Annotated in this window: 11 protein-coding genes; 2 read left to right on the top strand and 9 right to left on the bottom strand. The window is 43.8% G+C overall.

Features of this window, described 5'->3' with window-relative positions; all coding sequences use genetic code 11:
- Positions 1-53 precede the first annotated feature (53 nt).
- From AC5JPT_RS12995 to surE, 4 genes are all read right to left on the bottom strand, one after another.
- Entirely contained in the window at positions 54-1349 is a 1296-nt protein-coding gene (locus AC5JPT_RS12995; protein ID WP_493858348.1) for a molybdopterin molybdotransferase MoeA, read from the bottom strand.
- Positions 1350-1826: 477 nt separating this feature from the next.
- Positions 1827-3125 carry a lytic murein transglycosylase gene (locus tag AC5JPT_RS12990; RefSeq protein WP_493858347.1) on the bottom strand — a complete coding sequence of 433 codons (1299 nt, stop codon included), beginning with the start codon at positions 3123-3125 and terminating at the stop codon, positions 1827-1829.
- Positions 3126-3220: 95 nt separating this feature from the next.
- Positions 3221-4009 (bottom strand): peptidoglycan DD-metalloendopeptidase family protein, encoded by a 789-nt coding sequence (locus AC5JPT_RS12985; protein WP_493858346.1) that lies wholly within the window; start codon positions 4007-4009, stop codon positions 3221-3223.
- Between the two features lie 223 nt (positions 4010-4232).
- Positions 4233-5111 carry a 5'/3'-nucleotidase SurE gene (gene surE, locus AC5JPT_RS12980; RefSeq protein WP_493858345.1) on the bottom strand — a complete coding sequence of 293 codons (879 nt, stop codon included), beginning with the start codon at positions 5109-5111 and terminating at the stop codon, positions 4233-4235.
- A 630-nt stretch (positions 5112-5741) separates the two neighbouring features.
- Here surE and AC5JPT_RS12975 point away from each other — a divergent pair.
- Both AC5JPT_RS12975 and AC5JPT_RS12970 read left to right on the top strand, forming a co-directional pair.
- Entirely contained in the window at positions 5742-6176 is a 435-nt protein-coding gene (locus tag AC5JPT_RS12975; protein WP_443524695.1) for an MCR_0457 family protein, read from the top strand.
- Positions 6177-6630: 454 nt separating this feature from the next.
- Positions 6631-7797: a D-alanyl-D-alanine carboxypeptidase family protein gene (locus AC5JPT_RS12970; RefSeq protein WP_493858344.1), complete on the top strand. Its 1167-nt coding sequence runs from the start codon at positions 6631-6633 to the stop codon at positions 7795-7797.
- Positions 7798-8109: 312 nt separating this feature from the next.
- On the opposite strand, the gene AC5JPT_RS12965 is transcribed toward AC5JPT_RS12970, so the two are convergent.
- From AC5JPT_RS12965 to hisS, 5 genes are all read right to left on the bottom strand, one after another.
- On the bottom strand, positions 8110-10071 hold the full coding sequence (locus AC5JPT_RS12965) for a sensor histidine kinase (protein ID WP_493858343.1): 1962 nt from the start codon (positions 10069-10071) through the stop codon (positions 8110-8112).
- Between the two features lie 220 nt (positions 10072-10291).
- The gene (gene der, locus AC5JPT_RS12960) at positions 10292-11713 is read right to left on the bottom strand and encodes a ribosome biogenesis GTPase Der (RefSeq protein WP_319049976.1); all 1422 of its coding nucleotides are present in this window, start codon (positions 11711-11713) and stop codon (positions 10292-10294) included.
- 332 nt (positions 11714-12045) lie between these two features.
- A complete protein-coding gene (gene bamB / locus AC5JPT_RS12955) occupies positions 12046-13266 on the bottom strand; it encodes an outer membrane protein assembly factor BamB (protein ID WP_493858342.1) in 1221 nt (406 codons plus the stop codon).
- A gap of 143 nt (positions 13267-13409) precedes the next feature.
- The gene (locus tag AC5JPT_RS12950) at positions 13410-14204 is read right to left on the bottom strand and encodes a YfgM family protein (protein ID WP_493858341.1); all 795 of its coding nucleotides are present in this window, start codon (positions 14202-14204) and stop codon (positions 13410-13412) included.
- Positions 14205-14274: 70 nt separating this feature from the next.
- Positions 14275-15564, bottom strand: a complete 1290-nt coding sequence (hisS, locus tag AC5JPT_RS12945) for a histidine--tRNA ligase (protein ID WP_493858340.1) — start codon at positions 15562-15564, stop codon at positions 14275-14277.
- Positions 15565-15624 lie beyond the last annotated feature (60 nt).

The following is a 15624-nucleotide window of genomic DNA, read 5'->3' as shown; positions in this document are numbered from 1 at the left end:
GTTGTTTTTTTCACTGTATTCAATCAGCTTATATAAAATTAGCAAACGCCAAGCTAGCGATGTAGCCAAGGAAATGGTTGTACAACAACGTCACTACCCGCTATCACGTTACTGCTGTCTTTGTCCAAAACAACGAAACAATTAGCACGGCTTAGCTGCTTAATCCTGTGCGATTGCTGATTAGAGAAGCATTCAACTTGATAGTTACCTCCATCATCTTCAGACAATATACCGCGCTGAAAGTCTTTACGACCAGGAGATTTTCTGATGTCATTGGTAAGCATCGCTTTGATGGTTAGCGGCATAGGCTGCTCTAATACAGTAGCACCCGACATCTGCCATAGTGCAGGTATGACGAACTGTAGCGTACCCACAACCGTAGAGAGTGGATTACCGGGTAGTCCAAAATACAATACAGGCTTATCAAGATTCTTGTTCAACTCACCAAATACAAAAGGCTTACCCGGCTTCATTGCCACTTTGTAATGGTTAATCTGCCCAAGTGTCTCGATCACCGTTGTCAAAAAGTCATAGTCACCAACTGAGACACCTGCTGTCGATATCAGCACATCACAGTGTTGCATGGCTTCATGGACAGCGGCTGTGGTCTTGTCTAGATTATCAGGAATGATGCCATAGTCACGAATAACAATTGGCAAATCCGACAATAGACTTTTGAGCGTTGGGGTATTTGAGTTGTATATTTGTGCTAGGCTTTGCAGCCCATCACCGATAGTGACTAGCTCATCGCCGGTTGCGAGCACACCGACGACGAGTGGTTGAAACACGCTAACTTGGCTGATGCCTAAATTGGCAAGCAAACTGATATCAGCAGAGTTGAGGCGCTTACCTATCTTTAAAACAGCTTCGCCAGACTCAATCTCTTCGCCCTGCGCGCGGATGTTATTGTTGATTTTAGTCGTTTGTGTGAGCGTGATGTTATAGGGCTGCGACTTATCGATGGTATCTCTGATATCAGCAAAGTTGGTATTCTCTTGCATGACAACCGTATTGCAGCTATCAGGTACAACTGCTCCCGTAAAAATACGGACACCCTGCCCTGCTGCTGTCACACCAGTATAAGCACTACCCGCCTGAGATTCACCAATGATTTCGATAGTATTACCGTCTGATAGATCGCTACCATTAGCAATGGCATAACCATCCATAGCAGAAAGATTCTGTCTGGGTACATCGAAAGGTGAGGTAATATCTTGCGCCAGTATATGATTGCGACTGTCCAATAAATCGCAAGTATTGATGGCTCTTTTTTGTAGCGGAAAATCCGTATTATTATAATCGTTGATACGCAGCTTTATTGCCGCTTGTAATTCTTCCATGGTAATCATAAAGGCACGCTCTTTTGATCGTTCTAATTATTTTTTATAAAATACATATACATACTATCAATAGCTGCAATTATTACTATCGATAGCTCTAACTAAAAGCAGTTATTAAAGATAAAGATGTTATTAAACATAAAGTTTTTAAAGATGCAGTATCTAGAGTCTATCACCCAAAGTATCAACTTTCTTGTATTAACCTTGTCCTGATAAGTTTTGAAAAAACGAGCATATGTCGTTAATTAGAGTACCCTCAACATTCAATACTCGTAACCACATCTATTGCAGTAATGAGGTATGGCAAGATCAAACATAGACTGGAGCAAAAAAAGCACCTTGGCAAGGTGCTTTTTGTAGAGCAAAGTAAAATGGGTGTTTGAGAGCTGATAGGTAACTATTAGAGAACCAATGGCTAGTCAACAGCAATCAAAGACAGTTAGCAAAAGCTGCTTTTATCCAGTGTATCAATACCGCCAGTGTCCCTCACCATCCAGCCAATGAAGATGCACTGTTTTGAGTGATAAATCCATCTGCGGTTCGCCCATTGTCTGCCTGCCAGCGTTGAAATGCCATACGCGTATTGGTACCCACGATGCCATCAGCGCCCTTGGTATCATAACCCATGCTGGTCAAACGACGTTGTAGATTCATGACTTGCGCGGTAGATAATGGACGTTCATAACGAGGCCATGATTTCTGCAATCCACTCTGTCCATCAATCGTTTTGCCCAGCAGACTCACCCCTAATGCATAGCTCGATGAGTTATTGTACACTCTAATCACATCAAAGTTGGGACTTAGGAGTAGCACTGGACCATCTTTACCAGCTGGCAACCACAGCTCCATCTCGGTATTGGCATCTAGGTACACATCAGCGATCGTATCCACACCCATTGCCGCCCATCTAGCTGCAGGTTGTTTGCTACCAGCGACCGAGTAGTCAAATGACGCTGGCACGGTTGCCTCATAAAAAGGCGCTAGACCACGAACCCAACCTGAGTTACTAAGATAGTTGGCTGTAGAGGCTAATGCATCGCCTGTTGCCCATGGGTTGCGGTGACCATTATTATCACCATCCACACCTTGTTTGAGCCACGTCTCAGGAATGAACTGCGTCTGTCCCATACCACCTGCCCAAGAGCCATCGAGCTGTGACCATGAGACATCACCGCGCTGTAGCAGCGTTGCTAGCGATAGCAGCTGGGCCTCCGCAAAGGCTTGACGACGACCATCATAGGCAAGACTGGCAAGCGAGCTTGGCAAATCACTGTTGCCAGTGACCGCGCCATATGATGACTCCATACCCCATATCGCTGCAATAATCTCGGCATCAACACCATACTGCGACTCTAGCTGCGACAAAAACGCACGCTGCTCTGCAAATTTACGCTTGCCGACGCTGACACGTCCACTTGATACCGCAGAGTCTACATACTCCCACGGCATTTTAGAAAACTCAGGCTGTCCTGAGTCTAGCGAGATGACTTGCTGATTCAGATACGCCGAATCCAACATCCGGCGAATAACCTGAGCATCATAGCCTGCTGATATCGCGCGCATAGAAAAGTCTGACTTCCAATCAGAAAAACTACTATAACTAGGCTTTGGGGCGGGCTGCGGCTTGACAACTGGTGCAGGTGTCGGCCTTACCTGAACAGTTTGAGTCTGAGTGATCTCAACACCGCCTTGACGGACAGGCTTTTTTTGCATTGCTTGTTGACTTGTACACCCGACCATTACTAATGCTGGCATCAGGGTGAGGTATTGTTTTTTTAATTTCATAAAAATCTCAAATATGAATAAATGAATGACTCAAAGTCGCCTAGCCATCAGCAACAATGCCTCAATGTTAATGTATTAATAATGATATCTTAGTACTAACGATCAAGTACCGTACGCGGATCTATCGGATTACCATTCAAACGAACTTGGAACTCTAAGCCGACTTGATTGGTTTGACCACTGCTGCCCATATTGGCAATGCGTTGACCACGCTGTACCGTATCCCCTTCTTTTACAAGCAATTGGCTATTATGCGCGTAGGCAGTGATATAGTCATCACTATGACGAATCATAATCAAATTGCCATATTCTGGTAGACCGTTACCTGAGTAAAGCACTGTTCCTGATTGGCTGGCAAGTACTGGATCACCAATGTTTCCAGCAAACCACATACCCATGTTGCCTGCCGCAGGATCAATGTTGCGAGTCACTGGATTACGAGTAGGATAGTCATAGCCAGAGGTCGAACTGGCAGTTGCTCCGTACGCTGGCGTTGGAGCCGTCGTCACAGGAGGCGTATAAGTAGGTTGTGGCTGTGCTGGTCTGCTGTAGCTATTATTGCTAGCCGTCGTTGCCGCACTGCCCTGCCATAGCTTGAGCCACTGCCCACTATAAATCGTATATTTACTATCTAGGTTATTCAGCGCCCCAATTTGACGATAGTTGAGACGATAGCGCGCCGCAATTTGGCTGACCGTATCGCCGCGCTGTACGCGATGGTAGTTAGGGACGCCTTGCGCGTTGGTTATGATCTTAGGGCCAGCTTGATTAGGTGATTGATAAGTCGGCTTAGTTGCACAGCCCACCACAGACAAGGTAGCAACTGCCATTGTGCCAATTAACGCCGCTTTGGCAAGGTGCGATCCGGTCGTAATTTTTTTCATACAAGGTTCCTGTTCTTTGTATTGCTGATCTATTGTTTTATCATCCAAAAGCTTTTGACATCACTAAAAGCTCTTTTGATATTTTGACTGCACACTACACTTAGCCATCCATCAAATGACTTATATCACTAACACAGTAGATGGTAAAGTAACCATGATGGCTATTTATATGGTTTGGATTACATCGTATCGAGCTTATGGCTTTATTGCCTAACTTATAGCTTTAGTGCCTAAACAGCGTCGAAAACTGAGCCAATGCCACCGTCGGCGTATGGTGCAGACGTACTGGCGATAAACTGACATACCCTGCCACTACAGCCTGATCATCTGTCATCACCGGCGTAGCGATATCTCCGCACTTGCCGTCACTTCCAAACCCGCCATCTTTGGGTCTTGATAACGGAGCGGCAGTATCTAGAGGCGATTCTTCCATACACTCGTCGTTTTTACGTTTTCGTAAAGACAGCCAGTATGCATCCCGGCCACGCGGATCAATCATATGACGTACAGGCTGAGCAATCTGTTTGTGTGCCAATGAAGTTATCTTTCGACCTCTAATGTCATCTGCGCTACCCACATCAGGGATATTAACGTTTAATACATGATAGGGCAAACTTTTGAGAGTATCTAAAATCGGTGTATCAGTAAGCAGTTTGACGATTTCATTGGCTGCTACCTTATAATCGTCTGCTGATTCTTGCCCGCCATTTTTTACGCCGCCACCTACCAAAGACGTCGCGATAGCAGGTATTCCAAAGAGCTGTGCTGTCAACGCCGCACCAAAGGTCCCAGAAAACATCACATCTTGACCTAAGTTTGCTCCTGAATTGATACCCGTAATGACGCAATCAAATTCCATATCACGGTGTAGCTCATGCAGTGCCAAGTGAATACAGTCAGCAGGGGTTCCGTTTACTGCTACAAACCCTGATGGTAATTGATGCGTATGTAATGGTTTTGAGACACTCAGTGCGCTAGCATAGCCACTTTGTTCGTCGTTTGGGGCAACCACTACGACCTCACCAATAGTCGATAGTGCTTGAAACAAAGCCAATAATCCTGGCGCATGCACCCCATCATCATTACTAATCAAAAATTTCATATCAGCTCGTTATGTTTGTATCAGACGTTCTATCTGCCCGTGGTTTTGTTACCGTACCATATCTTTATTGATGCAAAAATTGCAACTATAAATGAGATAAAATTTAACGCTTCCATCTTAAAAGCCTTGCCATATCATTATATGGTCAACCCTCTATAAAAGAGTGCTAGCGTTAACTGCACTTGAAGTATTCAATATATATCTATACTAGGCACCTGCACTTAGTTACCTTATACCTCTTCCACTTGTATCTCATCTAAATGACGTCAACCATCGTAAGATAGCTCACTTTAATTGCTCGAGTGACTATATCTTAATAATGTACTCTGAAATCCCCGGTTTTCACTAGAAAATGTATTGCGTTTTTTGTCGATAACTGTGCTATTGCTATCAAACCAAACTGAGAAAAAGTAGGAACAAACAGTGCGTTACAATACGCAACACCATACAACAATACAAACTGATGCATTTATACTGAGGTGACCTCGTTGGTATATGCTACTGATATGTTTCTATAAAGTGCCATCGGCTCACAAGATATCTACACATAAATCAATATTTTATGTGACTTTTGTTTTTTTACCCATTAACATATCACCATCAAATAAAGATAAGCGAGTGTAATACTGAATGAAGAATCAATCGATATTATCTATAGCTTCTGTGATAGCAAAGACTGCCTCAAAAATCGGGCTTGCAGGACTGATAACGTCTGTTGCCATGCTGTCTCAAGCGTCTAATGCTGCAAACAATCCTGCGACTACTATTCCGTTAGATCTGTCTGGCATTAATATCACTAAGCATGAAATCGCTGTGATGCAGGTACTATCAGAGATCTGTCCATCAATGCTGAACGGTAAGCAAAAACAACGTTTTTATAAGTCATACACTGTACAACTGCACGAATTAATGCCAACTCTAGAAGATCCAAAAGCAGCCATTCAATATCTGTCAACGCAGCAAGACTACCGTCAGATATTGCAAGGTATCCGCAGCTGGACAATGGGCTTCTCAAAGCAAGAAAACAAAGCTCTGTGCGAAGATTTGGCAGACGCTGAATATTAATAGAGTGTATTAGCAGATAAAAGAACACTGTTAACCATTAGCTATTAAAGTCGTTATAGAATATGATGATATAGACTATATCTTGTGGTTTATGTCATACAAAGCTTGCCGTAACGCCATTTATAAATCACAGATGGCACGGCAGGCTTTTTTGTGGTTATCACATTTATGACAAGCGCAAACCAGTTATACTTCAACAAAAGCAAGCACTTGATTAGTATTCATTTTTCTTTTTATTCTTGTCTTACTTTTTTGCATTTATCGATTCCCCATCGGTTGGCATTTTGCTAAGATAAGGCGTTAATTTTATGTCTATCGTGCCGTCGTCCCTATTTTTGTAGATACATGATTTTAGACATGATGTCTAAGGTATATTGCCTAAAATAATATATGAAAATTGGTACTGAGCATAAGCGGTAGATACATTTGGTTCCATGATGCGGTGTAACGATATATGACAGTAAAGCGTGTGAAAAATCAGCTGGTACAGTTGGTAGTGGGTGTAAGTATCTCAATGAGTACAGTGATGGCAAACGCAGCCATACAGCCACCTGAGATGGATAATACCGCCTATGTATTGATGGATTATAATACTGGTGAGATTTTGGCTCAAAAGAATGCTAATGAAGCGTTACCGCCAGCGTCTCTAACCAAGATGATGACCAGTTACATCATTGAGCAGCGCCTAGCATCGGGTGACCTCAAAGAAGACGACCAAGTGCTCATGAGTCCAAATGCATGGTGCCGTGGTAGTAGCAGCCAGTCTTGTATGTATGTTCCAGTTAATAAGACAGCCAGCGTTATCGACATGCTACGCGGTATCATTATCCAATCAGGTAATGATGCTTCAAAAGCAATGGCTGAGCATATTGCTGGTAGCGAAACATCTTTTGCTATTTTGATGAATGAGCAGGCGCAGAAGATTGGTATGGAAAATACCAACTTCGTCAATGCAACCGGTATGCCTGATGAGGGTCATTTAGCATCAGCCTTAGATTTGTCTAAACTTGCCCGCGCTATTATCAAAAATAGTGGCGATTACTATAGTATTTATGCCGAAAAAGAGTTTACCTACAATGGCATCACCCAAGGTAACCGTAACGCTCTACTCATCACTGACCCAACTGTTGATGGTCTAAAAACAGGTCATACGGATGCTGCAGGCTATTGCTTAGTGGCCTCTAGTAACCGCGACGGTATGCGTCTAATTTCTGTCATTATGGGCACTAAGAGCCAACAAGCGCGTGCGGATCAATCGCGTGAACTACTCAACTGGGGTTTTGGTCACTTCACCACAGTCACCAAAGCACCTGCTGGTCAGTTTGTCAGCAAAATCCCAGTATGGTTTGGGGAAGCGGATGAGATAGAGCTGGCTACTGGCGATAATTTACAGATCCTAACCAGCAAAACACAAAAGAATAAAATCACTACGGTAGTTGATATTCCTGAGAGTTTAGAAGCACCTATCAAGAAAGGTCAAGAAATCGGTAAGATGATGGCGGTTATTGATGGTAAAGCGGTGGCGTCCGTTCCTGTTATCGCGACCAGTGATATCGAACAGTCGGGATTCTTCAGCCGGACTTGGCAACATGTTGTACGCTGGGCAAAGAATCTTTTTTAAGCGTCACTCTGTCTTTATAGAGCGTAGTTTATCTTTATAGGACATACTTTATTCTTTTAGAAGTTGCTCTCTTTATAGATAACAACATAAATAATAACGCTAACAACGTATGAATCAGTAAAGACCCGTTAACAAAAAAGACGCCTCAAAATTGGGCGTCTTTTTTGTACTATAAAACGTTTGCTTAATCGCTAGCAAACATAGTAGCGGTAGGAAACTCTATACGAGACTATTGCTGGCTAATTATATCTAGCGTACTACCGAGCACACCATACGAATTTAACAGAGCTAATCACGTATTGAGCAGTCGCATTACGTCCATACCAACCAGCGCTTTAATAAATCGCTCAATGCCTTGTCTGTATAATTGGAACTGTGGCAGTAGTCAATGCCAGCTGCTTTTAGTCCGTATTCAAAACTGTCAACATAGCGCGCTCGGTGCGGTGGATACCAATATACCAATAGAGTGCGCTGCGTACCCTCTTCACTTTCGTACTGACGAATACTCTTGGCTAGCAGCTCAGCTTTCTCTACAAATACATCCTCAGCAAACATCACCATATCAACTTTTTGGGTTCTAACCTCATTTATCACCTGCTGTGGACATTGATGACAAATAATAGTAGCTCCTAGATACTCCAGCTCACTTAATAAAGCACCTGCCTCCTGATAATAGTAATAAACAATGGTCAGTCCAGATAAAAGGCGCTGCTGACGGGACTGCTGCTGGTTTGGCATTGCTACAGTAAGCGTAAACTCAGTGCCCAAGCCCAATGTACTATCAACTTCGATTGTAGCGCCCATAAGCTGCGCCATTTGCTTCACAACAGGCAAACCAATACCTGAGCCTTCATATTGACGTGTTTGTGATGAATCCACTTGAAAAAATGGATTGAAGATATCTTCAATATGATCGCTATCGATACCGATACCGGTATCTTTTACGCTGATTTTCCAGCGATTACTCTTATCAAAATGAGTCAATTGCGACGATATAATGACCTGTCCGGTAGGGGTAAACTTGATAGCGTTATTGAGCAGGATCGATAGTATCTGTTGAATTTTGGTCGAATCTCCATGCAAGCTATAGTCTATGTGATGGATATTGCTAATAAGCTCTAAGCCTTTTTGACTGGCAATAGGCTCAAATTTCACTAATAGATCAGAGATTAATTGTAGCGGATTAAATTCGTTGGTATGAATCCTTATTTGACCCTTTTGTATCTGATTGAGCTGAATAATATGGTCGAGCGATAAGACCAATTTATCACTACCATCACTGATAATTTCAACAGCATCTTTCTGCTCTCTGGTTAGACTCTCATAATCCAACAACTGCAGGCCACCCACAATCGCATTGAGCGATGTTTTTAGCTCATGGGTGATCATGCTCTGAAAATTATGCAGCTGTACATCAAGCGAGACATCCTTGTTATGTAGCTGCTGCTCAAAAGCCGCTAATGTCTCATACCCTATTTTGGCCTCTTGTAGTCGACCAAATAGTATGACTAATGCTTTTTTTATTTGCGTAAGCTCTTGGAAATTGAAGCGCTGCGGGATGATCGGTAGCTGCTCTAACTCCGAGTTTTTTGTGATGGTTTGGCAGATATCTGTCAATGCTTCGATATCTTTGACAGGCCAGTTAAGCTTTCTAAAGATATATAAAGCAAATATAACAATCAGTACGACGGTTGTGAGCCATAACCATAAGACACTTTGGAACCAGTGCAGCCGTAGCAACTTTACGTCCATTGTAATGTTGATATAGCCAATCAGCGCACTGTTTTTGGTAGAGTCATCAGTCAACTGATTGGTACTTGGCGCGTTCGCCATACTTTCTGACAAAGTGCTGGCTATTTGTCGGTCATATGCTGCATTATCAGCACCTGCCTCATTGTCATCTTCATACTTACTCACGACTGGATAATTAAAGCTGACAGTATCGGCAAATAAAGCATTTCGCCAGTCATCAAGGGACTGGTTCACATCGCTGATCGGTTTAGAGGTTGAATAGAAGACAATACTTTGAATCGTAGGTTCGTTTTCTAGCAAAACATTGACTTGATCAGCCACAATATCTGCACCATCTGCTGTCGATGCACTGGTCGTCAATAGCGAAGCCAACTGCTGGATATGCTGCTGCTTTTCTTGGTAATGATGCACCAACCCATAACTAAAAGGCAGCACAAATCCTGCTAGCACGGCCAAAGTTACGGCCTGCCCAACAGAGCGCCAGATAAGCATAGAAATGGTTTGAGACGAACGGTTGTTCATATCACTCTACTGAGTAAAGAAAACTTTTACTTATAGTACAGGTATTTGGGAGATGTTATAAGCGAAAGATTGAGGTAATTTATGACTGCGTTGACCGGACGGATGCAGCACCATTGCTAAATAATGCTTGATACTCATTTTACCGTGTATAGTGACACGGTAAAATGAGTAACTGTTAGACAACGCAATGAATCAAACAGAAGGGTTAGATAAAAATTTACTAACGAGACTTTTTGTCTTTTGTGGTGAATTTCTTTGCACGATTACGCTCACGTTGGCGCAACTGCTGTGTTTTTGCCTTGGTTGGCGTATCGCTTTTATTAGCATATGGGTTGTCATTTTGCTTGAAAATAACATTGAGCGGTGTGCCTTCAAGTTTGAACACCTGACGGAACTGGTTCTCTAAATAACGCTGATAGCTCTTAGGAAGCGCACTTGTCTGGTTACCATGGATCACGATAACTGGTGGATTGTGACCACCAATGTGTGCATAGCGCAACTTGATACGACGACCAGCAACAGTTGGTGGCGGATTGGCCGTAACCGCATCTTGTAAGATTTGCGTCAAGCGATTGGTTGACACTTCAAACATTGAAGACTTATACGCACGCAAAATAGAGGGGTATAGATTGCCAACGCCAGTACCATGAAGCGCTGATATTAAATGCACTTTTACGTAGGGAATAAAGTTAAAACGACGATCCATCTCAAGCTTGATATAATCTCTTTGATCTGGCGTCAGGCCGTCCCATTTATTGATCGCTACTACCAAAGCGCGACCGGCATCCAAGGCATAACCAATCATGTGTAAGTCTTGGTCAACGATACCTTCGTGCGCATCAATCACAATCACAGTCACGTTAGAGTCTTCGATTGCTTGCAACGTCTTGATGACGGAGAACTTCTCTACTTTTTCATCAATTTTACCGCGGCGACGCACACCAGCAGTATCAATCAATACGTAGTCTCTGCCTTCGCGCTGATAAGGGATGTAAATACTGTCACGTGTGGTGCCTGGCATATCGTACACCACTACTCGGTCTTCACCCAGCAAACGGTTCACTAGGGTTGATTTACCGACGTTTGGACGACCGATAATCGCAAGCTTTAAGCCTCTTGGCTCTACGATGTTCTCTTGCTCAGGCATATCAGCCGTTAAGATTTCGAGTAAGTTACCCACACCGCGACCATGACTGGCGGCCATCGGGTAAGGCTCACCCAACCCTAATGCATAGAATTCGGCAGGCGCGGCGTCATGAACACCATCAACTTTGTTGGCAACGACATAAACAGGCTTGCCTAACGTGTGCAAAAACTTGCCAATTTCGGCATCAGCGCCAATCATACCAGCACGGGCATCAACAACGAATACAATAATATCTGCTTCATGAATCGCAGTATGCGACTGCTCAGACATATAGTCGTCAATATTACCGCTACCATCGTCCGCTTCACCAATACCACCAGTATCCACAACGATGAAAGATTTGTCTTCATAGGTCGCGTCACCGTATTGACGGTCACGAGTCAATCCTGACAAATCAGCGACCAATGCCTGCCGACTCTTTGTGAACTGATTAAATAAGGTGGATTTACCGACGTTTGGACGACCAATTAAGGCGACCACAGGCTTGATACTCATGGATTACTCTCAGTGAAAGGCACAATGACGGACAGTACAGCTGTTCTTATAACCAGCAACATAACGGTAGCAGCGAATAGGCTGTACTTAACCGCAAATTAAAATGAATAATAAAACAATAGCAAAAATAGTAGATAGCTATCTTACAATCAAAAATAATCGTAGTTTTAAAAAATATCTGGAATGGCTAAACGATATACAGTATACATGGCTAGCGCATCGGTCGCATAGAGTACGCGAAAGCCTGTCTATAAACAAGCGATTTACACAAAGCACTAAACGCTGACCAAGCAGCGTTTGTGTTCTAAAACAATAAGCACTTAGTTAGCTGACTAACGCACCAGCTGCCAAATAGCCACTTGTCCTGATGTACTTTGGGTCATAAGGCGGCTGCCCTGTACTTGCAGGTTGGTCAGTGCGCCTTTTGTCTCCACGCGACTAACGATATCGCCAGTCGCAGGATCAAATAAATGCACCACACCATCGAAATCACCAACTGCAATATAATTACCAATCATGACAGGGTTGGTGAGATCACGATACGCTAGCGCTTTACTTTCCCATAACGTCTCGCCACTATTGCGATCGTAAGCGACCACATTGCCATCCAAACCAGTCGCAATAACTTGCTGAGCATTTACGGCAAGCGACTTGAGGCTTGCAAGCTCGTTGACGAACATTACTTGACGTGAAGCCAAATCAATACCTAGTAGCTGTCCGCTATAACTGATGGCAAACATCTGCTGCTTATCTACAATTGGCGTGCCATCGACATCGCTCATGCGCTCAACTTCACTACTACCAGAACCGATACCGACACGTCTTGACCACTGCGGTAAGCCATTATCAACGGTAATCGCATGCAGACGACCATCAGCAGTAGACAACAATGCTGTTTCATTATCTAATAATGTCGGTGCTGCACTACCGCGAACGCTAATGGCTGGTACTTGGGTCGCAAACTGCCATACTGATTGACCCGTCTGTAGTGATAAGCCATGCAAGAAACCATCATTTGCTGATAGCACCACGCGATTATTACTGATCAATGCAGGAGACAAGACCGACCCTGATAACTGTTGCTGCCAGCGTTTGGCGCCCGTAGCACTATCAAATGCCATAATTTGACCACTGCGAGTACTGATAACAGCAGTTTGACTGAGCGCGTCTAAAGCAACGCCGCCTGTGATTTGATCACCAACGTTTATTGACCACAAGCGCTCACCTGCTTGATTAAAGCCTATTAAGTCGCCACCGCGTGAGGCAGTAACGACTTGCCCATTGGCATAACCAACCTGCAAATCTAATGGGTCTTTTTTGCTGGCTTTTTTATTGCCCACATCGGTGCTAAATACTGGCTGTAGCACGCTGATTGGCTGCGCAATTTGTACTAACTTTACTGGGTCATTGACCACGGGCTTGATACCGCGAGTACACCCTATCACTGCAGTGCTCATCACAGCAAGTACTGCTACATGCATGACTGTCTTTTTGACAGTCTTAGTACTGAACCTGGTACTTAACATTTTGCTTGCGCGAATAGATTGGGTCATTATACGTTCTCACTACAGATGAATTATTATTAATTAGTACATTGGCTAACCGCACATTAGTAATCTTATTTACAAGTTTTTGATCGACTACTAACTATTATTTAAGCGACTACTATTAGTGTTATCGTTCAATACAATCCTATTTACTGTACCGTCTCAACGGCCATACTTTCTGAGCTATCAACCACTAATGGCTGTTCAGGAGTCGCTGACTCTTGAACAAGACTCGCTTGCTCTGCGATAGGCTCAGGCGTGATACCTAGACTTTCCATTTTTAATGCCAATACTGCACGCGTTTCTTGACGGCTACGTAACAGCTCCCAAGCATTATTGTAAGACTTAATCGCTGAGTCTTTGTTGTCTTGAACCAAATAAATATCACCTAGTAATTCTTGCTGACTGGCTTCAAACGAGCTTGGCATATCGTTATTGGCTTCTGATAAAGCTGCATCTGCGTCCCCAGTAGCCAGTAATGTCTTGGCATAACGCAGACGAGTAATCGCCTCTAACCCCGCATCCCCCAAGTCAATTGCGAGTGCTTGCTTGAGCGTCTCAGCTGCTGCAGTGAAGTCATCGCTGTCTACTTGCTGGCGAGCCTTAATCATTAGTGCTTGCCACGCATAAACTGAGTCGCCATGGGTGCTTACTAATGCATCAATATTCTCGTCTAATTGTGTACGGCTCTGTGCCAGAGCTTCTTGCGCTTGTGCTTCTAGATCTGGGTTCTGCGATGCGATGCTGACCTCTTCATTCAATCGCTGGATATCTGCGTATTGATCGGCGGCGACCGTATCTACGCGCGCATGGTTATTCTGCCAGTATGTCCAGCCAAAATAAGCGGCCAGCGCCAACAAAATCGCAGTGACGATATAACTGCCATACTGCTTTAGTGCTTGCATGGAGTTGTCTGCATTCGGCGAGTTGGGGGTCAGAGCCATATATATTTACCTGATAAAATGTACATTAATTTACTGATACCAAAATCAAAACCACGGTATGACAAGATGATTAGCCACGAGAAAAGTTGTCTTCGCTCGATAACCAGTCTTGTACGACCGTTTGCTGCTCACCTGTCTGCATGTCTTTAACACTGATTGTATTATCATCTAGCTCTTGCTGCGCAATAATGACCGTCAATGCAGCACCTGACTTATCTGCTTTTTTCATTTGGGCTTTTAAGCTAGTGGCACTTGCCATTTTTACACGTACATCTGGGCGACTGTAGCGTAAACGTTGTGCATAATCAACACCAGCACCATAAACCTCTGGGTGAGCGACAACGAACACATCACAAGCAGGTACATCAGCAATTGGTGCAACCGCTTCCATAAGTAATAACAAGCGCTCAAGCCCCATCGCAAAACCAACGCCTGGTTCAGATTTTGCAGGCTTACTACCATCAGTGCCTGTAGACTTTAACTGTCCGATCAGACCGTCATAACGACCACCAGCACAAACTGTCGCTTGGCTACCTAACTTATCCGTTACCCACTCAAAGACCGTTTTATTATAGTAATCAAGCCCGCGTACCAGATGCGGGTTAATTTCAAAACTAATGCCAAGTGTTGTTAAGTATGATTGAACTTGCTCAAAGTGCGCTTTACTCTCTGTACCCAAGAATTCTGCCAGCTTTGGCGCGTCTGCCAACAGTGCTTGTGTACTCGCCTCTTTACTATCTAGGATACGTAGCGGATTGGTCGTCAAACGGCGCTGACTGTCTTCATCCAACTGATCTTTTTTGTCAGTTAAATAAGCGACCAATGCTTCGCGATAAGCATAACGCTCATCACTCTCACCTAAGCTATTAAGCTGCAAATGCATCTCATCTTTTAGACCCAACTCTTGCCACATTAGATGGGTCATCGCAATCAGTTCAGCGTCAGCGTCTGGTAACGCACTACCAAAGCTTTCGACACCCAACTGATGAAACTGACGATAGCGGCCTTTTTGCGGACGCTCATAGCGAAACATTGGACCGATGTACCAAAGCTTAGGAGTGTCACCGCGCAGTAGGTTATGCTCAATGACAGCGCGTACTGCGCCTGCCGTACCTTCAGGACGTAGCGTCAAAGGCGTGGGCGGCTCAGACTTATCCGTAAAGCTATACATCTCTTTTTCGACGATATCAGTAGCACCGCCAATGGCACGTGCAAACAGATCAGTCTGCTCAACGATAGGCAGGCGGATATGCTCGTAACCATATCTACCAAGTACATCAGCCAATATTGCTTCTAGATGTAGCCATTTTGCTGATTGATCAGGCAAAATATCATTGAACCCTTTAATAGCTTTGATCATGGTACGGTCGTATCCTTAAAAATTTAACAGGTATGCCTATTGTTGTTATCTATCTAAATG

It is taken from the genome of Psychrobacter sp. H26 (assembly GCF_059073035.1).
The sequence above is the reverse complement of the archived record's forward strand: the minus strand, read 5'-3'. Positions and strand labels throughout refer to the sequence as shown.

Coding starts and splice junctions, on each gene's coding strand:
- der (WP_319049976.1), bottom strand. CDS start 11,713: ATGAGTATCAAGCCTGTGGTCGCCTTAATTGGTCGTCCAAACGTCGGT.
- surE (WP_493858345.1), bottom strand. CDS start 5,111: ATGAAATTTTTGATTAGTAATGATGATGGGGTGCATGCGCCAGGATTA.
- AC5JPT_RS12975 (WP_443524695.1), top strand. CDS start 5,742: ATGAAGAATCAATCGATATTATCTATAGCTTCTGTGATAGCAAAGACT.
- AC5JPT_RS12950 (WP_493858341.1), bottom strand. CDS start 14,204: ATGGCTCTGACCCCCAACTCGCCGAATGCAGACAACTCCATGCAAGCA.
- AC5JPT_RS12995 (WP_493858348.1), bottom strand. CDS start 1,349: ATGATTACCATGGAAGAATTACAAGCGGCAATAAAGCTGCGTATCAAC.
- AC5JPT_RS12965 (WP_493858343.1), bottom strand. CDS start 10,071: ATGAACAACCGTTCGTCTCAAACCATTTCTATGCTTATCTGGCGCTCT.
- AC5JPT_RS12985 (WP_493858346.1), bottom strand. CDS start 4,009: ATGAAAAAAATTACGACCGGATCGCACCTTGCCAAAGCGGCGTTAATT.
- bamB (WP_493858342.1), bottom strand. CDS start 13,266: ATGACCCAATCTATTCGCGCAAGCAAAATGTTAAGTACCAGGTTCAGT.
- hisS (WP_493858340.1), bottom strand. CDS start 15,564: ATGATCAAAGCTATTAAAGGGTTCAATGATATTTTGCCTGATCAATCA.
- AC5JPT_RS12970 (WP_493858344.1), top strand. CDS start 6,631: ATGACAGTAAAGCGTGTGAAAAATCAGCTGGTACAGTTGGTAGTGGGT.
- AC5JPT_RS12990 (WP_493858347.1), bottom strand. CDS start 3,125: ATGAAATTAAAAAAACAATACCTCACCCTGATGCCAGCATTAGTAATG.